We start from the raw sequence: 21,650 nt of genomic DNA on the forward strand, positions 1-21,650 counted from the left end.
TCTTGCAGCAGACAAATGACGCTTGCAATCGGTAATTTTCCTTCAGACCCAACCCAAACGCGCACCCACTTTTAGATCGGGTGCGCGTATTATTAGGCTTGAAAACAAAATTTCCTTTAGCGACCTACACCTACATAACGGAAACCAGCTTCTATTAACTTATCGCGATCTAGGAAATTACGACCATCAATAACTATCGGGTTAATCATCAAGTTACCCATTTTGACATAGTCTAGTTTTAGAAATTCTTGCCAGTCTGTTACTAAAACTAAGGCATCACATCCATCAGCTAGCATTTCGGCATTGGTTTCGATAATTACCCCCGAAAGACCATGACTCAAGCCAGATTGAGAAACAATTGGGTCGTAGGCTTTAACTCTAGCACCCAATCTATTTAGCTGTTCGATTAAATCTAAAGCAGGAGCATCACGCATATCGTCGGTATCTGGTTTGAAAGTCAATCCCAGTAAACCAACAGTTTTGCCTTTAAGAATTTTTAGTTCGTGCTGTAGCTTTTCTAAAGTTATCAAACGCTGACGCTGGTTGACTCGAACCGCAGCCTTAAGTAATTCTGATTCATAACCATAGTCATCTGCAGTATGAATTAATGCCGAGACATCTTTGGGAAAACAAGAGCCTCCCCAACCAATACCTGCTTGTAAAAACTTACTGCCAATGCGAGAATCCAAACCAATACCTCTAGCAACTTGAGTCACATCGGCACCAACGCGATCGCAAATATTAGCAACTTCGTTGATAAAACTAATTTTAGTAGCGAGAAAAGAGTTGGCAGCATATTTGATCATTTCTGCCGAACTTAAATCGGTAACTACAACTGGTACGGGTGGTAAAGTTTTATCTTCGGCAAATTCCCTGGTTACGAGTGGCTGATAGAGTTCTTGCATCATGGAAATTGCTTTTTCGCTGTTACTTCCCAAAACGATGCGATCGGGATTAAAAGTATCGTAGACTGCCGAACCTTCTCTTAAAAACTCAGGATTACTGACAACATCAAAGTTAGCTTCGATATTTTTTTCTAGTTCGCTACCGCCCACCGTAGTTATGGGAGTTTTTTCTCTTTCGACTACTCCTTCCAAAGCAATCATACGTACCCAGTCACCAGAACCGATTGGTACGGTCGATTTATTGACAATTACTTTATAGTCGCCATTTAGATTAGCTCCAATACCTCTTGCTACTGCTTCAACATAGCGAGTATCGCTTTCTCCAGTAGGTAGCGGTGGTGTGCCTACAGCAATAAACAAAATTTCTCCGTGAGCTACTCCTTTGGCTAAATCTGAAGTAAAAACTAACTTACCAGCCGCTGCCGAGGATTTCATTAGTTCCGATAAGCCTGGTTCGTAAATTGGAGACTGTCCCGACTGCATCAATTTAACTTTTTCTTCGTTGTTATCGACACAAATTACTTCGTGTCCGATATGAGATAGACAAACGCCCGTAACCAAACCTACATATCCAGTACCAATCACGCAAACGCGCATAATATTCACCCCTGTCAACTTAAATTAATTTTATGTGGCTCTAATCAAATCTTTCCCCAAAAGAGATGGGAACTTTACTTTGTATGTATTAAAGGTTTTTCATTTTCAATGCGAGAGCGAAAATCTTCTATAGTCAGTTTTAGACCTTCTCGCAAGGGAATTGTCGGTTCCCAACCCAGTAAATTTTTAGCTTTGGTAATATCTGGCTGTCTTTGTTTGGGATCGTCTTGTGGTAGTGGTTTGAAGGTTAATTCGGCATCGGGATTAACCATTTCTTGAATAGTTTTGGCAAGCTCCAAAATCGTGTATTCTCCAGGATTGCCAATGTTGATAGGTCCAATATAATCGTTATTCATCAGACGCATCATGCCTTCTACTAAGTCAGATACATAACAAAAGCTACGAGTCTGCGAGCCGTCACCGTATATGGTCAACGGTATTCTCTGTAGTGCCTGCACGATGAAATTGCTGACTACGCGACCGTCATTTTCCAACATTCTCGGACCATAAGTATTAAAAATTCTCATTACCCGAATATCGACTTGATTTTGTCGATGATAGTCAAATGCTAGAGTTTCGGCAACTCGCTTACCCTCGTCATAGCAACTGCGAATGCCAATACAGTTTACATTTCCGCGATATTCTTCTGGTTGGGGATGAACGTCTGGATCGCCATAAACTTCTGAAGTGGATGCCAGCAAAAATCTGGCTTTGACTCGTTTGGCTAAACCCAACATGTTTAACGTTCCCATGACGTTAGTTTTAATTGTCTTTACGGGATTGTATTGATAATGTACTGGAGAAGCAGGGCAAGCAAGATGATAAATTTGGTCTGCTTCTAAGCGAATTGGCTCGGTAATATCGTGGCGAATCAGTTCAAAGTAGGGATTGTCAAGCCATTTGATAATATTTCGTTTGTGTCCCGTAAAGAAGTTATCCAAACAGAGAACTTCATGTCCTTGGTTCATCAAGCGATCGATCAAATGGGAACCAATAAAACCAGCACCACCAGTTACTAATATTCTCATTTACTAGTTAGTTTTACTTAATTTTTTTTCTAGCTGACTTACGATACTTAACTAAAGTCAATAATAAGTTAACTTTGTATTTTAAGTATGTCTAGTAGTGACTTATAGCAAATATTAGCTTTTATTTAGGTTTACTCGATCCGACATACTCATAAATAGTATTTCTTTGACGATGGGGACGATTGAGAGCGGCGATCGCGCTTTGCAGTGTGGGGACATCCATACAGGTGCCTCCTTTAGCTCCTGCCATAGTAGTAATATGTTCTTCCATTAAAGTTCCCCCCAGATCGTTACAGCCCAAGTTGAGAGCTTGTTTTGCTCCTGACAAACCGAGTTTGACCCAACTAGGTTGATGATTGACGATCCAGTTACCGAGAAAAATACGCGCCACTGCAGTAAGATGCAGGGCATCGGCTAAGATGGGTTGATCTCTGCCTACTCGACGGCGGATTGGCTTTGGTGCTTCTTGTCCGACAAAGGGTAAAATAATAAATTCGGTAATTTTGGCAGGATAATTATTGTTTACTGCCTGTTGTTGGAGCGATCGCAGTTTGCCTAAATGTTCTACTTGCTGTTGTGGAGTTTCGATATGACCCGATAGCATGGTGCTAGTAGTGGGTATTCCCAAACGATGGGCGGTACTAATTATTTCTAACCAGGTAGCGGTATTAATTTTTTCAGGACAAATAACCTGTCTGACAACATCATTTAGTATTTCAGCAGCCGTACCAGGCATAGAACCGAGTCCTACTTTCTTTAAAGCTTTTAAAACTGTTTCGTAACTAATATTGTCTTCTCTGGCAATAAACTGAATTTCTTGTGGTGAAAAGGCATGAAGGTGTAGTTGGGGAAAGTTATCTTTAATTTCAGTTATTAACTGTAAATAATAGTTTAAAGATGTGCCGTCGAGCTTGGCTTGTGGATTTAAGCCACCTTGCATACAAATTTCGGTCGCTCCCAACTCCACTGCTTCGGTAGCTTTAGCAACAATTTGTTCTCTATCGAGCCAAAATGCACCTTCGTCTTCAGCATCACGGCGAAAAGCGCAAAAACTACAGTGCTGTTCGCAAATGTTGGTAAAGTTTATATTGCGATTGATAACGTATGTAACTACGTCTCCTATCTGTCTTTGACGCAAGCGATCTGCAGTTTTGCCAATAGCCGCAATGTCTTCAGGAGTTTTAGCTTCAATTAGACATAAAGCTTCAGCTTCAGAAATATCTGAGCCTGTTTCTGCTTTGTTTAAAATAGCCTCAACATTATTCAGTTTTTTTGTTTGATATACCACGTTTAAATTAAATATACTTTTAATAAATAATAAATATTATTACTTATAATATAATGCTCTAGAGCGATCGCACCAAAACTAATGCAGCTTTAGAAGGTAAGTAGAAAGCCTGAAAACAGTTAGTATTATTTGTTTTGTCACTGTCGCTGGCAAACTAATACTGTTTCCCGATTTCCTTTGGTAATTCGTAATTCTTCGTCTAGATAAAGTATTTGCAACTTGCCTTTTGGCGATTTGTTCATTTTAAAAGCTCTCGTACCCGTTTGAGTATTTATAGCTGATGTCTTTTTAATGCCAAATATTTGCTTAATAAACCAAGTTTTTATCCGTTCGCCAATACTAAGCGGAGAGTTTGCTTCAGAGTTGCCAAATACTGCCAGCCACTGCTCTATGTTCTTATTTTCTATACGGGGTATAAGTTCTCCCTCCACAAACTGTACTTGCAATGTATTTTCATCTCTCGGAATACAAACAGCGAGATTTTTGACTATTCCTCTTAATTCAGGAAAGCGAGCGTCAATAACTTTAAACTCAACTACAATATCGTGGGTACGCTCGTTATCTTTTCCTGTTGCAAAAACTGGTTGTAAGACGCGCTCTATTTCTAGCTTAAGATCGACAGGCTCGAACATATTAAATGCCAGCCTACCAAGTGTATAGATATATCTGCCTCGTTCGTCGGGTAGGCGGTTGGGAAAAATTGGCGCATTAATCAACAACCAATTACCCTCTAAAAGTTCTCCCGCTTTAGTAGGTGCAGTAGTAGGGTTTAGAGAGGCTAATTCTTCAATAGCTGTTAAAACTTCTGAATTTTTGGTATCGCCATGATGAACGGCAAGTTTTTCTAGCAAAGCTGATTTAGCAATATCTCTCGATGTCTTGACTGGATTCATTGCTACGATGGCGATCGATGTACTTACAGTTTTATCTTGACATATTTTATTGATCTTCCCTAAAAACTAGTTAAAAGAAGAACCAAACACACTGCTTGAATAGATCAAAATTCGTCTTCTAACGGCAGAACGTCATGAGGCGGATCGTAGGTTCGAGAGCTTAAAATCGTTCCGCCATCTGCCCAAGGAATTCCTACTAAAGATAGAGTTGCCCGACGCTTGGCTTTAGTTTCGGCAGCCATCATTTTATCGGCGCGTCTTTGACCTAATAGTTGTTTGCCGTATTTGTCTGTCAGAGCCACAATGGCGGTTGATTCTTCGCTTCTACCATTAGCATCAACAGCAACTGCCGTTACGTAATGCAGGTGTTGAGCATCGGTAGTTCTATTAGTTATTTTGGTACTAATACCGTGAATTGCTCTCAATCCAGATACACCATTAGCGTTAATGTACGGTGTCATTTTGCCCTCGTTGACTAGATAATCAATTGGGTTGGTTAGCGGATTTAGTCCCAAACTGCGACATAAAGCAAAATTATACTGAACTCTCTCGATTTCGGTAAGCGATCGCAAATCGCGATTGAGAATGACTCTTTCTATAGCTGCCTGGGTGGTATTGCGCTGGGTTAAAGCTTCACGGGCTGTAAGCTCTCGCGAACTTAATGGTTTGGCTAATTTACTATGTTGCATTTAAGTTTATTTTCTTTATTTATATAGTACAAAAATACCATACAAGGGTTTGATTAGCAATGTTCAAGTGCGATCGCTACTGTACAAATTATGGTAGAGAATAAATTGATGTAATTTATAGTTGTTGACTGTAGTTATTGGGCGTGGAAGTAAACTAAATTAAAAAATTATTCCGAACTGATTTGACTCAACGCTATGATTCAGCAGTTTTCAATCAATGGAACTAAATGACAGCAGCAAGTAAAATAGTCAATTATCTGCATTAATGTAGTATGTTTTATATAACGTTCATCCTATTGTTAATCGGCAATTGGTTGCTCTCATCGTTTTTAGTATTTATTCCTAGCGGCATCATCGATCGCTTGAATAATCTCAGTTGGTGGGGCATGACTTTTATCGGCTTAGTATTTTTAGCCTGGTGTTTGGGAGATGAATAACGACAAGTACACAAGTACAAAAGAGCAAATCGTTATTAGGGTCTAAATGCGATCGCGCATGCTAAAAACTCCAAACAAAATCAGTAGGTTCACCTTCGCCAGTTAAAAAAGAATCATCCGCTTCACCTAGCCTTACCGAATGCTGCTGAAAAGATTTATCATTCATTCTTCTGGCTACGCGATCTGGAATGCCATAGTTGTAAAGTATGTGACCTTCCCCTACTAAGACGACAATTTGAGTATTAGGGTTAGTCTGATAGTATTGAGCGATCGCCTGTGCCATAGTTTCATCCCATAGCACTTGAGCGGCGAAAAAGTTCTCAAAGCCATCGCTATTGCCCTGTCCTTGATGGGCGTGAGCCTGATATATTTGGGCGATCGCGTCTCGATAGTCTTGGTTGTTGGTGTCAATTTCGGTAATCGATGGAATATAGCGAAAATCTGATTCAGACAAACTTTCCAAACCAGTTTGAGCGACTTTACGAGTTATTTCTGTGGGGGTATTTAAAGCTAATAAAGGTAAATTGTGAGCTTTGGCAAAGCGCAGAATTGGAGCATAATATTCCCAGTCAAAACCCCAGCGCGTATCGTATTCTGTTTGCTCTCTCAGTTGAGTTTCGTCGATCTCGCCAGCCAGATAGCGGTCTAGGACAGGTTGAAAGGGACGTTGAAACATTTCCAGCGCGATCGCTACATCTCGATCTTGGCGATACAGTTCTAAGATAATTTCCAACTGTGCTTGATGATCTCGAACGCTGTCATGATTTTCTCCCAGATAAACCACGTCAGCTTTAGTTAATTCGGCAATAATATTTGAATTATTTGGCGTTTGTTCTGTCGAAGAATTTGTCTGTGCTATCAGGGCGGTAGGTAAACCAGACCATAAAATAAATCCTAACGAGAGAGCGCAAAATTGGGTTAGAGGCTTATGGTTCATTATCTATTTTTGTGTGTGCTTTTAAAGCCAATCGACTCTCTCCGTGTCTCCGCGTCTCCGCATCATCCCTAACCTGAATTTGTTAATCTCCACTTACTTACTACCTTCCTTTTCCCAAAACAATTACTTGTATAGTTTTTAAGACAATCGCTGCATCTAGAAACAGCGAGTAATTTTTAATATAGTAAAGGTCGTAAGCTACTTTTTGATAGGCATCTTCTACCGAAGCACCATAAGGATAAGATACTTGCGCCCAACCAGTGATTCCTGGCTTAACTAAATAGCGAACATCATAATAAGGAATTTCTTTTCTTAATTGAAGGTCAAATTCAGGACGTTCGGGGCGAGGTCCAATTAAGCTCATGTCTCCTTTTAATACATTCCAGATTTGCGGTAGTTCGTCAATTCTGGTCATCCGCAAAAAACTACCAACTCTGGTGATGCGAGGATCTTTTTCTGCTGCCCACTGGACTCCCCTTTGTTCTGCGTTTTGATACATCGAGCGAAATTTATGGACTCTAAATCTTTTACCATTGTGTCCAGTTCTCACTTGACTGTAAAAAATCGGTCCTTGACTATCTAATTTAATTAGAATTGCTACCACAACAATAATTGGTAAAGTCAGGCATAATAGTAAACTTGCTGCTAAAAAATCGATTAACTGTTTGAGCTTAATATTGACCCTGTCATGCAAAATACTGAACCCAGAAGTAAAAGCAAACCAGTCATCTTGAATATAAGCAGGAGGAATTTTTTGCCAAAATTGCTCGCAAAAGTCAGCCAAACTGTAAACGTATATGCCTCGCAGTCGCATATCCATCAATTCTCTGACCATAGTTTCCGATAGCCTTTCACTGCGATCGTCAATTAAAATGCCAGACCAATATTGATATTTCCAAGTTACAAAGTTATCGATACTGTCTAGCAAGATACTGTTGCTAACACTATTAGCATTAGTTTGAACTGGTCGATCGCTTAAAAAAACAAATTCGCTATCTGGGCTCAGCTTTTGATGCTCTTCGCTAAAAGCCAACATTTTATTATCATTGCCAAAAATCAAAAAACGACCTTGTTCTTGATTGACTTTAATCCATTTGCCAGCAATAATTCTCCAAGCTATTGCCCAAATTGAAAAAAAGCTAACGCTAATTAATAATATTCCCCTACCGACAACTCGATAACTTCCCCACAACCCAGTTAAATATATAACCGAAGTAATTGCCGTTACCGTACCTAAAATACCAAATAGTACTCGTTCGGAAGTCCAAAGACCAGAGACTTGCTTTTGTAGCTTGTATGTATCTGCTAGATATAACCCAAACAAATACATCGCCATTAAGGCATAGATAATAGGCGATCGCAAATCTAAAGCTGTTTGGAAACGTAGCAAAAAGGCTAAATTAAAACAAAGCAGTAGTCCGACAACGTCACTCAGTAATAAGAACCACATAACAGTGGTACGAGCGGTACGGCTGTCAATCGGTAATCTCTGGCGAGAAGATATTTGGCTAGACGACATCAAATACTGTAGCTAGATAAATCTACGGAAATAAAAAGTTAGATTTTATTCTACAGGAGAAATTGTAAAACTACGGCTAAGAGTAAGATAAAAGTACAGATTTAGCAAGATAAATGAAGTTAGTTAAATCTATTTGGCTGAAACTCTTATATTTTGCGGTCGTTACTTCGATAGGTGGTTGCGATCGCGCTTTATTTGTTGAAACCCAGGTAATTCCAGGTGGGATTAACAGTAATTCTATTGAAGAACATCCTGCTTATAGTAGTAACGGTCGTTATCTAGCCTTTGCCAGCGATCGCCGAGGACATCGAGATATTTTTCTCTACGATCTGCAACAACGTAATTTGGTATCATTGCCCAATCTCAATCGGCGTAATTCCAGACAGGATTCACCATCTTTAAATGCTGACGGTAACTATATTGCCTATGTTTCGACAGAAAGAGGCAAGACAGATATTATGCTTTACGATCGCGCCAAACAAAGATCTCAGTTATTAAGCGTTAACGTTCGTGGTTCTGTTAGCAATCCTACTATTAATGGTGATGGTAGTAAAGTTGCTTTTCAAACCAGTCAGTTAGGACAGTGGAAGATAGCAATCGTAGATACTAATGTTGTTAGCGACGGTAGTGAAGAATGAAGTAGCACGTAGCAAGTAGCAAGTATAAAATTTAGAGGCGAGATGCTTACTTGTGTTTGAATGCAGTAAAGTAACTGTCTAGATTAACTAGAGGTGCCTTAGTATCTGGTGATTAGACCCTTATTTTCCGTCTTTGACTAAGATGAAAAAAAGAGTTAGTAGAATTTCGATAGCTTACGATTAAAGAATATGGAAATTAAACGCATTCCAGTTTTATCTGATAATTATATTTTTGTCTTATACAATCCCCAGGAAAAAATTGCCGCGGTAGTAGATCCTGCTGTAGCCGAACCCGTGTTAGATTTTCTGAAAAGTTTGGATTTGGAACTAGTCAAAATTTTTAATACCCACCACCATTCGGATCACGTGGGAGGAAACAGAAAATTAAAACAAAAATTCCCAGATCTCTGTGTTTATGGTGGCGCTGAAGATCGCGGTAGAATTCCCCATCAAGAAGTATTTTTAAACGAAGGGGATACGGTAGAATTTTTGGGACGCATAGGGCAAGTGTTTTTCGTACCAGGACATACTTACGCCCATATTGCCTATTACTTTCCGCCGACAAATGACGGTGAAACAGGAGAATTATTTTGTGGCGATACAATTTTTGCTGGAGGCTGCGGCAGACTATTTGAAGGAACACCCGCGCAGATGGTTAATTCTATAGGTAAATTGCGAGAGCTTCCCGACAATACTCGCATTTGGTGCGCTCACGAATATACCCTGAAAAATCTCAAATTTGCTCTAACTGTAGACGAAAACAATTCCGAATTGCAAACTAGGTTTGAGCAAGTCAAACAAGAACGAAGTAAAGGTATCGCTACCGTTCCTTCTCTTTTAGGTTTAGAAAAACAAACCAATCCTTTTTTACGCTGGGATGCACCAGCTTTAAAAACAGTCGCCAAAATGGATGAACCAGCTAGAGTATTTGGACGCATTAGAGGCATGAAAGATCGATTTTAAAAGCTTCTAGCCGTTAGCCTTTAGCTGTAAGAGTTTTAGGTGGCGAGTTTGTAGCTCGTTAGTCAGAGGTTATCTAAAAAGTCTAATTCTCAGATGTTCTCTCAGTAAGCTAAAATCGCCTCGCGCTTAAAGCTTATAGCTTTTAAACTAAAGCCTCAAACAGATCGCTCAAAATAGTATTAGAAAATAAAAAGCCTTCAGGATCGCTTAAGCGTAGTCTGGTTTCTGTATTGAGATTTAATGCGGTTAAATTTCCACTATTGAGGGCAATTTTTTGACTGTATTTATCCTTCACCTCTATCCAACCTTTAGCAATGTAAGGCTGCATAGCAACTGCAATTTTATCTAAAATCGGGCGCTCGAACTGAGAAATATTTACTCCTTCTGCTAGTCGCAAACCTAACATCAGAGTTTCTAGTAACCAGTCGTCAGTAGATATAACTGGAGTATCGATCTCTGCACCTTTCTTTACCCAGGTATAATACTCTTTTCTAGTACGAGGACGAATAAATCTTTTGCCGTTAATAAAACTTGCCGCACCCATACCAAATCCGTAAAAGGGAAGATTTTTCCAGTAGACTCGATTGTGGCGACATTGATAACCAGCTAGAGCATAGTTTGAGATTTCATAATGCTGATATTCTGCCTTGGTTAGTGTCTGTTGAGTCAGACGATACATTTCGGCTGCGGTTTCATCGTCAGGAAGTGGTTTTTTCCCTGGCTGATATTGCTTGCCAAAAGCAGTAACGGGTTCGAGTACCAAATCGTAGCAAGATAAATGCTTGGGACCAATGGCGACCGCTGTATCCAAAGCATCTTGGCATTGTGACAAACTTTGATAGGGTAAACCAGAAATTAAATCTAAGCTAAAGTTGTTTACTCCTACCTGCCTAATTATCTCGATCGCCTGAAAAACTTCTGTTCGAGAATGAGAGCGCCCACAAACTTGTAATAGTTTATCATCAAAGGTTTGAACTCCCAAACTCAGGCGATTGATTCCTGCTTGCAGATATCCTAAAAGCTGTTCTTTATTAAAGGTGCCTGGATCGATTTCCATAGAAATTTCTGCATCTGAAGCAATTCCAAACTGCTTGTCAAGACAGGTAATAACTGTTGCTAACTGTTTGGCAGATAAAATTGAAGGGGTGCCACCGCCAAAAAAAACTGTGGTCAACGGCTTTTTATGAAAATTATTAGAAAATAGCCGAATTTCTGCGGTTAAAGCTTCGAGATACTCCACCACCATAGTTGAAGCATTGCTGGAAGGGCGGTTTCCTACTATTGAAACTGGAAAATCGCAATAATAGCAGCGGCGGCGACAAAAAGGAATATGAATGTAGGCATTTACAGGAACTGTGTCAATTAATTTGTTTAAGTAGCGATCGAGACAATAACTAACATTTACCAAAGATGTATTTTGCTTCATTAAATAGTCGTTGTAGCCCTCACAAAAGTAACTCGCTTTAACGTAATTTAGCTTAATTTAATTTATCTATAACAATTTTAAATAATATTAGAGAAGTTTCTAATCTCTATTTCTCATGCTCTTCGCCAAGCAGATACTCTCTCAACTACAAACGAATTGCCGTACAGAATCTATATTAAGAATCAAAGCTGGCTGCATCAATTTACTGTTTAAATTTATTACAGTAGAGAAGAACATATTATTTATTCATTTCAACTAAAACAATGGTTGATGCCATCATAATTATCATTTGCATTATTGCAGCAGTAAATGTCAGCCAAGATAGCTTACAATTGCTGCCTCCTGATATTCTTGAGGGAGTATCAAACGTCAAAGCTTTACGCTTTGTTATAGCTGGTTTTGCCGCCTTAATTGGGTTGGGAGTTGGCGTAGCAGTTCAAACCACCTATCGCCGTTTGGAAAAGCAAATACGCAATACCAAAATTGAAATTTTAATTACTAGAGCGATCGGGCTGGTTGTAGGATTACTAGTAGCTAATTTAATGCTAGCACCTTTATTTTTGCTGCCGATTCCCAAAGAGCTAAGTTTTGTTAAACCTAGCTTTGCAATTCTTGGTAGCGTTATGTTTTCCTATCTGGGTATTAGTCTGGCGGACACTCACGGTCGAACTTTTTTGCGATTAATTAACCCTAGCAGCATTGAAACGATGTTAGTAGCAGAGGGAACTTTAGAAGCAATTTCGACTAAAATTGTCGATACTAGCTGTATTATCGACGGTAGAATTGAAGAACTGCTAAAGACCGGCTTTCTCGAAGGGCAAATACTAGTTCCTCGGTTTGTCTTGCAAGAACTGCAAAATCTTGCCGATGCCAGTAGTTCGCAAAAGCGTATTCGCGGACGCAGGGGGCTAGATATACTCAATCAAATGCAGGAACAATTTCCCGATCGCATTGTAATTAGTAATGCCGACTATGAAGAAATTGACACCGTAGATGCTAAATTAGTTCATCTGGCGCAAGAATTAAGTGCTACCTTACTTACCAATGACTATAACCTAAGTAAAGTCGCCAATTTACAAAAAGTCTCGATTCTCAATGTTAACGATCTTGCCCGTTCTCTCAGACCTATTTATCTTCCTGGCGATAGTTTAGAACTGAAAATTCTTAAAGAAGGCAAAGAACCCGAACAGGGTATTGGTTATCTAGAGGACGGTACGATGGTAGTAGTAGAAGAGGGCAACGAATACGTTGGCGGTGAAATAGAAGTAACGGTAACATCTTCGTTGCAGACATCGGCAGGCAGAATGATTTTTGCCAAACCCAATTCTGAGGCTGAGAATTATTCTAGAGTTAGTTAGAGTTAGTGACGCTCTAGTCAATAATTAGATTGACTATATAGATATCGCAGTACGTTTATTAGTTAGGACGAGTTTAATGAGTAATGGGTAATGAGTGTCCTAATCTGAGTGCGTACTGCTGTACATAGCGTTCGAGGAAGTAGTATAAATTTGCTTCCTCATTTTTATGGCGATCGCTATTTTGTTTTTAATTGGCGAATTAAAAGCAAAATAGAGCCTTTGTCTTGTAACTGCTAAGTAATTTTTTTCAGCATTCTCGACTGTCGCAGTTCGGATAGGTTGGCATTACCCGTACAAAATAAAACCGTCTCAACTTCTGCAAGAGATAACCTTACCAGTTCGTCTAAGGCTTGAGGCGATTCTGAAGCCGCTTGTAAAAAAGGAAAAGCCATACCTGCTAGATCGGCACCGAGAGCGATCGCTTTAGCTACTTCTAAACCATCACGCAAACCACCAGAGGCAATCAAAGGAATATGGGGATACTGCTGGCGAATACTAACTATACATTCAGCAGTAGGAATTCCCCAGTCGGCAAAGGTTTTACCGAGTCGGCGTTGTAAATTATTTTCGGCTCTTTCGCTTTCTACTTTTGCCCAGGAAGTTCCACCAGCACCAGCTACATCGATCGCTGCTACACCTGCTTCAATTAGTTTTTTTGCCATAGCTGCCGAGATGCCATTACCTACTTCTTTAACAATTACAGGAATCTCAAGCTGTTGACATAAGCGGTCAATTTTATCTAACAAACCCTTAAAATTAGTATCTCCGTGAGGCTGAATGCACTCTTGTAAGGGATTGAGATGGAGAATCAGAGCATCAGCCTCTAAAATATCTACAGCTTGCAAACATTGCTCTATACCGTAAGTGTAGTTAAGCTGTACCGCACCGAGGTTGGCGAACAAAACCGCATCGGGAGCGAGCGATCGCACGGCAAAGGTATGAGCGACATCGGGATTTTCCACGGCAATTCTTTGAGAACCCACACCCATCGCCAAACGATAATTTTGCGCCACCTCAGCCAAACGAGTGTTGATAATTTTAGCTTGTTGAGTGCCACCCGTCATTGATGAAATCAGCAGCGGCGCGCCTAACTTTTTACCTAAGAAAGTAGTTGTCAAATCTACTTCATTAAGATTTAATTCTGGCAAGCAACAGTGAGTAAAGCGATAGTAATTAAACCCAGTATTTAGCTGGTTAAACTGTACGTCTTCTTCCAGACAAATACGCAAGTGATCGGCTTTACGTGTCTGCGTATTAGCCATTTGCTGTTATTCCCCATCGATAATGTAATCGTCCTCAAACTTACCCATTATTGTGACAAAAGTAAACTAGTTCGCGTTTTGTTCGCCGTTTGGCTAAGTTGATAGTCGAATTATCGATTAATCGTTACGATAAAAATAAACGTCAGTTGAATGAAAAAACTTTTTCTGCTAGGTTTACTATCTTCGATTTTAACTGCCGAAACGATCGCCCTTCCCAACGCTCTGGCGGTTCGTTTTCCAGACGGTACTGTTTCTTTTGACCAATCGCCTCGCCTAATAGATGCTTATACTACTTTTAACGGTATCAGAATTAGACAGGCAAAATACTATTTTGATATTGAGTTACCCAAAAACGTGGGCGAACCCTTAGAAAAAATCGTTATTCAACAGCGACAGGGAGCAGATGAAATTAAATTTCGGATCGATGAAACTAAAGCTTATCTTGGCACTCACAGTAATAAAGAGCAAGAATTAGCGAGCGCTGCTACTCAAGATGAAGAAACCAAAGCAATTACTGTAACTTTAGAAGATCCCGTTCCTCCAGGAAGCATAATAACTGTGGGATTAAAGCCCAGACGCAACCCAGACTTTGGCGGCGTTTATCTCTTTGGCGTTACGGTTTTTCCTGCTGGAGAGCAAGCTAATAGTTTATATTTAGGAGCGGGAAGACTAAACTTTTATCAGCCAGGGGGACATCCTCTTTAAATAGCATAGTAGCAAGTTAAGTTCCTAGCTTTTGTAGTTTGTACAAACTAGCATACAGTCCATCTGTTGCCAGAAGTTCTTCATGACTGCCAGACTCTATTAATTCTCCGCGTTTGAGTACCAGAATTTTATCGACGTTGCGAATAGTAGAAAGACGATGAGCGATAATTATTGCCGTGCGGTTAACGAGCAAATGTTCTAATGCTTCTTGAATCATTGCTTCTGTCGCCACATCCAAACTAGAAGTTGCTTCGTCTAAGACTAAAACATCGGGGTTGCGAATGGCTACGCGAGCAAAAGCGAGAAGCTGCTTCTGTCCTCCCGATAAATTAGTACCGCGTTCGCGCAAAATTGTATGGTAGCCGTTAGGCAACTGGCGAATAAAGCGATCGATGTTAACTAATTCGGCTGCTTGACGAATTTCTTCAAAAGAATAATTATCTCCCAGACTAATGTTACGCTTGATATCGCCAGCAAATAAAAAGCTTTCTTGTAAGATTACGCCAATATAGCGACGTAATTCAACTTGGGGAATATCGCGAATATCAATTCCATCAACCAAAATTCTGCCGCGACTGGGTTCGTATAAACGACATAACAGACGAATTATCGAACTTTTACCCGCTCCTGTAGGTCCGACTAAAGCAACTTTTTTCCCTGGCTTAATAGTAAAATTGAGGTTTTTTAGTACGTATTCATCTGGTTTATAGCCAAACCAAACATTTTCAAAACGAATTTCTCCCTTATGAGCTAAGTTTGAAGCTAGTTTAACGCTCGCGCTGTGTCCTTCTTTCAGACCTAGTTTGTCTTTAATTTCAATTGGCTCGCTCATTAAGTCGTTAATGCGCTCGATCGCCGTAAAACCTGCCTGAAACATGGTAAATTTATCGGCAAACTGTCGCAGAGGATTAAACAACCTTTGGGCGTACAAAATAAACGCCGATAGAGTTCCAAAGGTCATATTTTCTCGCAGTACCAACCAGCCACCCAACCATAAAACACCAGCGATCGCTACTAAAGAAATCCATTCCAAAGTTGCCGAGACTGCTGAGTCGTGGAAAATAGTTTTATCTACCTGTTGGCGGTAGCGGTCGTTAACCGTACGGTACATTTCACTGTTATATTTAGCGCGGCGAAACAACTGAACTATGTTTATCCCTGCAATATTTTCTTGCAGCATCGAGTTAAGCTTGGAAAGTTCTTCTCTGGCTTTGTAGTTTGCTTTACGATACTGTTGTTGAAAATAGATAATTAAGCCCGTTACGGGAATTAGCATCAGTACCAACATGGTTGCTAATTTCCAGTCAACAAAATAAATTGTAATTACGATGACTACGATCGTAGCCGTGTCGCTGAGAATACCGATCGCGCCACTGGCAAAAACATCGCCCAATGCTTCTACATCGCTAGTAATGCGGGTAATTAACTTTCCTACTGGCGTGCGATCGAAAAAGCTAGAAGCTAAAGAAGTAACGTGAGCGAATAAATCTTTGCGGACTGCGGCAGTAATTTCTTGTCCGATCTTTTGTACTAAATATCCTTGGACTGAAGAAAATATTAAACGCAAGACTACTGTTAGTAAGAGAATACCTGCAAGGATATTAATGCCTTGGGCAACTGAAAAATCGTTTAAAAAAGACCAAGTAGGTTCATTTTTAAGTAAAGATACTGCTTGACCGATAATTAAAGGCTGAATCGAACCAGCTACAGCTAAAGGTACTAGTAATACCAGACAAACTGTTAGTATGCCGCGATGTTTGCGCGTGTAGGGAACTAGCCGTAAAAATAATTTCCAATCGTTTTCTCGATTTTGGCGATTGCTGTTTGCCTCTGCTAAATAGGAGGAAGCCATAGATAAGTTAAGTTTGAACTGAAATGTCTGTCGTTGGTAACGAATGAGACATTATTTATTATTACTTAACTTTTGGCGATGAGGTAGATTTTGGTAGAGAGCAAGAAAAGACTTGGGGTCTTGGGGGAATAGGGAAATGGGGAGAGGTACTTCAGTCTGTCCCTAAACCCCTAATTTCCTATCACCCTAGTACCTAGTGCCTAGCGGCTAAAATTGCTTTCTACTTTTTCCATAATCTCCAAATCCCAAGTAGAGTTGAACTGCACTTTTCCTTCTTCTACTAGCTTCCAGGCAGCTTCTTTAAGCAGGCGATGGGACAGACTATTGGTTTTGCCTATATTATTTTCTAGTTGGTGCAAACTCATTGGTCTTTGACTTTTTTTTAATTGACTTAACAGCAAATTTTTAGTATTTTCTGTTTGTTGGAGAGACGAATTCATGACCAAGAGCTTTGTAGAGAATAAAATAACTAGCTACTATATATAGAGTTAAATCGCGGTATTTTTTGCGATCGCACGCTATTGATAGCGCATTTATTTATTATGCACTAAGTTTCCCCAAATGTACGTAAAAAAATTGTAAACTCTATGACATATAGGAACACCAATCACTCCAACCTCCAGGATAGAGTTTTGCCCGTGTAATTCCTGCCAATTCTAAAGACAACAGATTAACACAAGCAGTTACACCAGAACCACAATAGACAATAATTTCTGGTGCCGCAGAGTAATTAGACCATAACTTTTGTTGTGCCGCAATAGGTAGTAAATAACCCCGTTCGTCCGTAACCTGTTTCCAGGGAGAATTAACCGCTCCCTCAATGCTTCCAGCAATGGGGTCGATTGGTTCTCTCAGTCCTAAATAGCGATCGCGATCGCGCGAATCGACTAAAATTGTTGCAGGTGAATCCTGACAAAGTTTAACTTCTTCTCTATTAACGACTTTATCGGTTTGTAGTTCGGGAACAAACAAGCTTTGTCGCAATTTGGGTTGTGTAGAGTCTGTGTGATAACCTGCTGCTTGCCAAGCTTGCCAACCACCATCGAGTACAGCTACCGACCGATGACCTAAATAATTCAACAACCACCACAAACGGGCTGCAAAAGCCAGCTTAGAATCATCATAAGCTACTACCAAAGTGTGATTGCGAATGATACCCATAGCTGACAATTTCTGCGCCAGATGATTGGTATCTGGCAGGGGATGTCTTCCACCACGAACTTCTACTGGAGCAGATAAATCGCGATTTAAATCTAAATAGTAAGCACCTTTAATATGATTGTGGCAATATTGCTGATATCCCCACTGAGGATCGTTTAATTGAAAGCGACAGTCACAAACTACTATTTGGGGATTATTTAAATTTTGAGCCAGCCATTGACAGGTTACTTTGGGATATTGAAGGTGAAAATAGTCCATTTTAAATTCCAGGGGTTAGAGATTAATCCAACAATTGCGGCAGCAAGGATAGGTCATCATTGCGATTGAGTGTGCTCATTGCCAAAACAACAGCTATCGACCGAACAGAAAAACTAATGTTAGTGACGATGTCATAGACCCATCGCTGTCGGTCGGATATATTGTTAATCTACTAACCATAAAATTTTGCGGTTTTCGAGCGCAATCATTCTTAAATACTGCTCTTTGTCTGACACTATCGATATTGATGTAGTAAGGCTCGTCAATTTTTAGAGATCGGTCATAAGCAGTATATAATTCTAGTTTACTATGGCTCAAATTTTAATTATTGACGACGATAGTGCAACCCAACTGTTACTAGAGAAAACTCTGCGGGCGCAAGGTTACGATATTACTCTGGCCAGTGATGGTGAAGAAGGGATCGTCAAAGCTAATGCAATTTGTCCCGATCTCATCATTTGCGATTGGATTATGCCCCGTAAAAACGGTTTGGAAGTATGCCGTCAGATTAAATCCGATTCCAATCTATCGACGACTTTTTTTATTTTGTTGACTTCTTTAGATTCTGTTGCCGACAGAGTTAGAGGTTTGGATACGGGGGCGGATGATTTTTTATGCAAACCAATTGACATGACAGAGCTTAAAGCTCGTGTTAGAGCGGGTTTACGCCTACATCAACTCAGTCACGATCTGAGAGTACAAAAACAGTTACTCGAAGCCGAACTATTAGAAGCGGCAGAGTATGTTAGCTCGATTTTACCCGAACAGCTAATTCATCCTTCTTTAAAAATTGATGCTTGTTTTATTCCTTCCCGACAGTTGGGAGGAGACAGTTTTGATTATTTTTGGCTGGATGAAAATAACCTGGTTTTTTATTTATTAGATGTTTCGGGACACGGTTTGCGCGCTTCTTTACCTTCTCTATCGGTAATTAATTTAGTGCGATCGCGTAACTTGCGAAATGTTGACTATTATCAACCTAGTACGGTTTTGGAAGGTTTGAATCGTACTTTTCAAATGAGCGATCGCAACGATAGATATTTTACTATGTGGTATGGAGTTTACAATCGCCGCTACAAAACTTTGTTTTATTCTAGTGCGGGTCATCCTCCAGCAATTTTGCTGTCCCCGAAAAAAAATTACGACTTAGAAGAAAGACGGTTAAAAACTCCAGGAGTTCCAATTGGTATGTTTTTGGATGTTGAGTATGTAGACTCAAGCTGTAAAGTTCCAGATAATTCTAGTCTTTATCTATTTAGTGACGGAATTTACGAAGTAGAACCATCAACCAAACAGTCTTATCAAGGAATAGAAAAATTAGTCAAGCTGTTAAAAGCCTACCAATATGTACCAAACCGTAAGTTGAACGATCTCTTACAGGATGTCAAAGTGTGGCATCCAAACTATCGTTTTGAAGATGACATATCTATCTTACAGATTGATTTTTTTTAGCCATAGCTGTTGTTTGCTTGAGTTACATTGTCGATTTTGTTTCTGCTCTCTCTGCCCTGATGGCAAGCTTGTCGAAGCACTGCACCCTGCCTAAGTTTAATGCTTGAATTTTTGTTTGAATTCTTCTCGATCGCTGTAAATTTTGAAATAGCGATCCATACTAGTCAACTCAAAAAGTATTTTAATTTGTTCGTTCATCGAACACAAAAACAGTTTGACATCAGCAGCTTCTACGGTTTTCAAAGCTTTAACTAAAGCTCCCAATCCAGAACTATCCATAAAAGTAACATCTTTAAAATCCACCAAGACAATTTGTGCCCCGCTTTCAATGATTTTGTTGAGTTGCTCTTGAAACTCGGTGGTTTTAGTACCGTCTAAAATTCCTTTAGGTTCGATTACTCTAAGGACAAAACTCATACGATAATTTTTTTAAAGATTGCAAGCAAAAGTAAGTATAGCAAAAGGCGCGACCATAAATACAAACACCAGGTAGCAAATTTTGTAAATATTCGTACCGAGATTTAATAAAGTCTTTCTGGTGTTAGATGTAGATCTCGCTAGTTTTTCAATAACAATATTAATAAGATTTTACCAGGGTAACCAAGGAATTTGAATTTTAATGAAAACGTACGATGCGATTGTTATTGGGGCGGGTCACAATGGTCTAGTTTGCGCTGCATATTTGCTAAAAGCTGGATATAGTGTTTTATTACTGGAGAAACGACCCGTTCCTGGGGGTGCAGCTACTACAGAAGTAGCCATACCCGATAAAGCTCCTGGTTTCAAGTTCAATCTCTGCGCCATCGACCACGAGTTTATTTTTCTAGGACCAGTTTTGCAAGAGCTACAGCTACACAAATATGGTTTAAAGTATCTTACTTGCGATCCTCATACTTTTTGTCCCCATCCCGACGGCAAATATTTTTTAGGTCATCAATCGCTAACAAAAACAGCTGCTAATATTGCTCGTTACAGTCAGCGAGATGCTGAAAAATACGTCGAATTTGTCGGTTATTGGTCGCGGTTGCTGAGTGCAGTTTCGCCCTTTTTTAATGCACCACCACAGTCAGTTATCGATATTGCCAAAAATTTGCGACCGCAGAATTTAAGCGACGTATTGGCGATCGCAGGCTCGAAAAACAAAGCCTTAAACTTTATTCGCACCATGATTACTTCTCCCGAAGACGTACTCAACGAATGGTTCGATACCGAAATTGTTAAAGCCCCCCTTGCCAGACTAGCAGCAGAAATTGGCGGTGCGCCTTCACAAAAAGGCATGACTTCGGGATTGATGATGGTAGCAATGCGCCATCATCCAGGAATAGCCAGACCTGAAGGAGGAACTGGAGCCTTAACTCAGGCATTAGTTAAGTTAGTAACTAGTTTGGGAGGAGAAATTCTAACCGATCGGGTGGTTAAAGAAGTAATTATCGAAGGCGATCGCGCCGTAGGTGTCACGGTAGCTGGAGGTAAAAGTTATCGAGCTAGTAAAGGTATAATTTCTAACATCGACGTGCAGCGGTTATTTTTACAGTTAATCGAATCGGGGACAATTGCTGCCGATCTCGAACAAAAAATCGAGCGAAGAATTGTTAACAACAACGAAACGATTCTTAAAATTGACTGTGCTTTGTCAGAACCGCCACGCTTTACTGCCTATGAAGGGCAAGATAACCAACACCTAATAGGCACTGTGTTAATTGCCGATTCTGTTGCCCATGTAGAACAGGCTCATTCCCTCGCGGCAATGGGGCAAATTCCCGATGGCGATCCTTCGATGTATTTAGACATTCCCTCGGTACTAGACCCCACTCTCGCACCACCAGACAAACATACTTTGTGGATTGAATTTTTTGCTCCCTATCAAATAGCAGGAAAGGAAGGAACGGGTTTAAACGGTACGGGTTGGACGGACGAGCTTAAAGAGCGCGTGGCAGATCGGGTAATGAACAAACTGGCAGATTATGCCCCCAATATTAAAGATGCAGTTATCGCTCGTCGGGTCGAAAGTCCTGCCGAGCTAGGGGAAAGACTGGGTTCCTATAAAGGTAATTACTATCATCTGGATATGTCCTTAGATCAGATGATTTTCTTGCGTCCCCTGCCAGAAATTTCTAATTACACTACACCAGTTAAAAACTTATATCTCACAGGTGCGGGAACTCATCCAGGAGGGTCAATTTCGGGAATGCCAGGGCGTAACTGCGCCAGAGTCTTTTTAAGTAGGCAAAATTTTGGTGCCAAATTGCGTTCTCTGTTTGATTGAAATTTTTTAAGCAATA

20 protein-coding genes are annotated in these 21,650 nt (G+C 40.1%); 7 read left to right on the plus strand and 13 right to left on the minus strand.

Annotated features, from left to right (window positions below; all coding sequences use genetic code 11):
* Window positions 1–116: 116 nt before the first annotated feature.
* The 5 genes from KV40_RS18835 to KV40_RS18855 form a co-directional block, all read right to left on the minus strand.
* Window positions 117–1,502: a UDP-glucose/GDP-mannose dehydrogenase family protein gene (locus KV40_RS18835; protein WP_036484770.1), complete on the minus strand. Its 1,386-nt coding sequence runs from the start codon at window positions 1,500–1,502 to the stop codon at window positions 117–119.
* Between the two features lie 74 nt (window positions 1,503–1,576).
* Window positions 1,577–2,530, minus strand: coding sequence for a UDP-glucuronic acid decarboxylase family protein (locus KV40_RS18840; protein ID WP_036484771.1), 954 nt, complete (start codon window positions 2,528–2,530; stop codon window positions 1,577–1,579).
* A gap of 121 nt (window positions 2,531–2,651) precedes the next feature.
* Window positions 2,652–3,818, minus strand: a complete 1,167-nt coding sequence (gene cofH, locus KV40_RS18845) for a 7,8-didemethyl-8-hydroxy-5-deazariboflavin synthase subunit CofH (RefSeq protein WP_036484772.1) — start codon at window positions 3,816–3,818, stop codon at window positions 2,652–2,654.
* A 137-nt stretch (window positions 3,819–3,955) separates the two neighbouring features.
* Complete coding sequence (locus KV40_RS18850) at window positions 3,956–4,711, minus strand: PAP/fibrillin family protein (RefSeq protein WP_036484773.1); 756 nt, start codon at window positions 4,709–4,711, stop codon at window positions 3,956–3,958.
* 104 nt (window positions 4,712–4,815) lie between these two features.
* Window positions 4,816–5,400, minus strand: coding sequence for a hypothetical protein (locus KV40_RS18855; protein WP_036484774.1), 585 nt, complete (start codon window positions 5,398–5,400; stop codon window positions 4,816–4,818).
* A 272-nt stretch (window positions 5,401–5,672) separates the two neighbouring features.
* Between KV40_RS18855 and KV40_RS35050 the strand changes: the two genes are divergently transcribed.
* Window positions 5,673–5,837, plus strand: a complete 165-nt coding sequence (locus tag KV40_RS35050) for a hypothetical protein (RefSeq protein WP_172657313.1) — start codon at window positions 5,673–5,675, stop codon at window positions 5,835–5,837.
* A 61-nt stretch (window positions 5,838–5,898) separates the two neighbouring features.
* On the opposite strand, the gene KV40_RS18860 is transcribed toward KV40_RS35050, so the two are convergent.
* Both KV40_RS18860 and KV40_RS18865 read right to left on the minus strand, forming a co-directional pair.
* Window positions 5,899–6,774 carry a ChaN family lipoprotein gene (locus tag KV40_RS18860; RefSeq protein WP_036484775.1) on the minus strand — a complete coding sequence of 292 codons (876 nt, stop codon included), beginning with the start codon at window positions 6,772–6,774 and terminating at the stop codon, window positions 5,899–5,901.
* Between the two features lie 100 nt (window positions 6,775–6,874).
* Window positions 6,875–8,293, minus strand: coding sequence for a sugar transferase (locus tag KV40_RS18865; RefSeq protein ID WP_036484776.1), 1,419 nt, complete (start codon window positions 8,291–8,293; stop codon window positions 6,875–6,877).
* A 113-nt stretch (window positions 8,294–8,406) separates the two neighbouring features.
* On the opposite strand from KV40_RS18865, the gene KV40_RS18870 reads away from it, so the two are divergent.
* Together KV40_RS18870 and gloB are read left to right on the plus strand one after the other, a co-directional pair.
* Entirely contained in the window at window positions 8,407–8,931 is a 525-nt protein-coding gene (locus tag KV40_RS18870) for a PD40 domain-containing protein (protein ID WP_036484778.1), read from the plus strand.
* A 189-nt stretch (window positions 8,932–9,120) separates the two neighbouring features.
* Window positions 9,121–9,894: a hydroxyacylglutathione hydrolase gene (gene gloB, locus KV40_RS18875; RefSeq protein ID WP_036484780.1), complete on the plus strand. Its 774-nt coding sequence runs from the start codon at window positions 9,121–9,123 to the stop codon at window positions 9,892–9,894.
* Window positions 9,895–10,036: 142 nt separating this feature from the next.
* Here gloB and hemW read toward each other — a convergent pair whose 3' ends face one another.
* Window positions 10,037–11,320, minus strand: a complete 1,284-nt coding sequence (gene hemW / locus KV40_RS18880) for a radical SAM family heme chaperone HemW (protein WP_036484782.1) — start codon at window positions 11,318–11,320, stop codon at window positions 10,037–10,039.
* Between the two features lie 263 nt (window positions 11,321–11,583).
* Between hemW and KV40_RS18885 the strand changes: the two genes are divergently transcribed.
* On the plus strand, window positions 11,584–12,678 hold the full coding sequence (locus KV40_RS18885) for a PIN/TRAM domain-containing protein (protein WP_036484783.1): 1,095 nt from the start codon (window positions 11,584–11,586) through the stop codon (window positions 12,676–12,678).
* A gap of 233 nt (window positions 12,679–12,911) precedes the next feature.
* Here the strand turns inward: KV40_RS18885 and fni are convergent, their stop codons facing one another.
* Window positions 12,912–13,940 carry a type 2 isopentenyl-diphosphate Delta-isomerase gene (fni, locus tag KV40_RS18890; protein ID WP_036484784.1) on the minus strand — a complete coding sequence of 343 codons (1,029 nt, stop codon included), beginning with the start codon at window positions 13,938–13,940 and terminating at the stop codon, window positions 12,912–12,914.
* A 150-nt stretch (window positions 13,941–14,090) separates the two neighbouring features.
* Here fni and KV40_RS18895 point away from each other — a divergent pair, with 150 nt between their 5' ends.
* The gene (locus KV40_RS18895) at window positions 14,091–14,645 is read left to right on the plus strand and encodes a DUF2808 domain-containing protein (RefSeq protein ID WP_036484785.1); all 555 of its coding nucleotides are present in this window, start codon (window positions 14,091–14,093) and stop codon (window positions 14,643–14,645) included.
* Between the two features lie 16 nt (window positions 14,646–14,661).
* On the opposite strand, the gene KV40_RS18900 is transcribed toward KV40_RS18895, so the two are convergent.
* The 3 genes from KV40_RS18900 to KV40_RS18910 all read right to left on the minus strand — a co-directional run bounded on the left by KV40_RS18900 (window position 14,662) and on the right by KV40_RS18910 (window position 17,916).
* A complete protein-coding gene (locus tag KV40_RS18900; protein ID WP_036484787.1) occupies window positions 14,662–16,497 on the minus strand; it encodes an ABC transporter ATP-binding protein in 1,836 nt (611 codons plus the stop codon).
* 200 nt (window positions 16,498–16,697) lie between these two features.
* A complete protein-coding gene (locus tag KV40_RS18905) occupies window positions 16,698–16,937 on the minus strand; it encodes a hypothetical protein (protein WP_036484789.1) in 240 nt (79 codons plus the stop codon).
* 145 nt (window positions 16,938–17,082) lie between these two features.
* Window positions 17,083–17,916: a sulfurtransferase gene (locus KV40_RS18910; protein WP_036484790.1), complete on the minus strand. Its 834-nt coding sequence runs from the start codon at window positions 17,914–17,916 to the stop codon at window positions 17,083–17,085.
* 309 nt (window positions 17,917–18,225) lie between these two features.
* Here KV40_RS18910 and KV40_RS18915 point away from each other — a divergent pair, with 309 nt between their 5' ends.
* On the plus strand, window positions 18,226–19,368 hold the full coding sequence (locus KV40_RS18915) for a PP2C family protein-serine/threonine phosphatase (protein WP_036484791.1): 1,143 nt from the start codon (window positions 18,226–18,228) through the stop codon (window positions 19,366–19,368).
* A 96-nt stretch (window positions 19,369–19,464) separates the two neighbouring features.
* Here KV40_RS18915 and KV40_RS18920 read toward each other — a convergent pair whose 3' ends face one another.
* Window positions 19,465–19,785, minus strand: a complete 321-nt coding sequence (locus KV40_RS18920; RefSeq protein ID WP_036484793.1) for an STAS domain-containing protein — start codon at window positions 19,783–19,785, stop codon at window positions 19,465–19,467.
* 202 nt (window positions 19,786–19,987) lie between these two features.
* Here KV40_RS18920 and crtO point away from each other — a divergent pair, with 202 nt between their 5' ends.
* Entirely contained in the window at window positions 19,988–21,634 is a 1,647-nt protein-coding gene (gene crtO / locus KV40_RS18925; protein WP_036484795.1) for a beta-carotene ketolase CrtO, read from the plus strand.
* Window positions 21,635–21,650 lie beyond the last annotated feature (16 nt).

This window comes from Myxosarcina sp. GI1, assembly GCF_000756305.1.
In the GTDB taxonomy this organism is placed as follows: Bacteria; Cyanobacteriota; Cyanobacteriia; order Cyanobacteriales; family Xenococcaceae; genus Myxosarcina.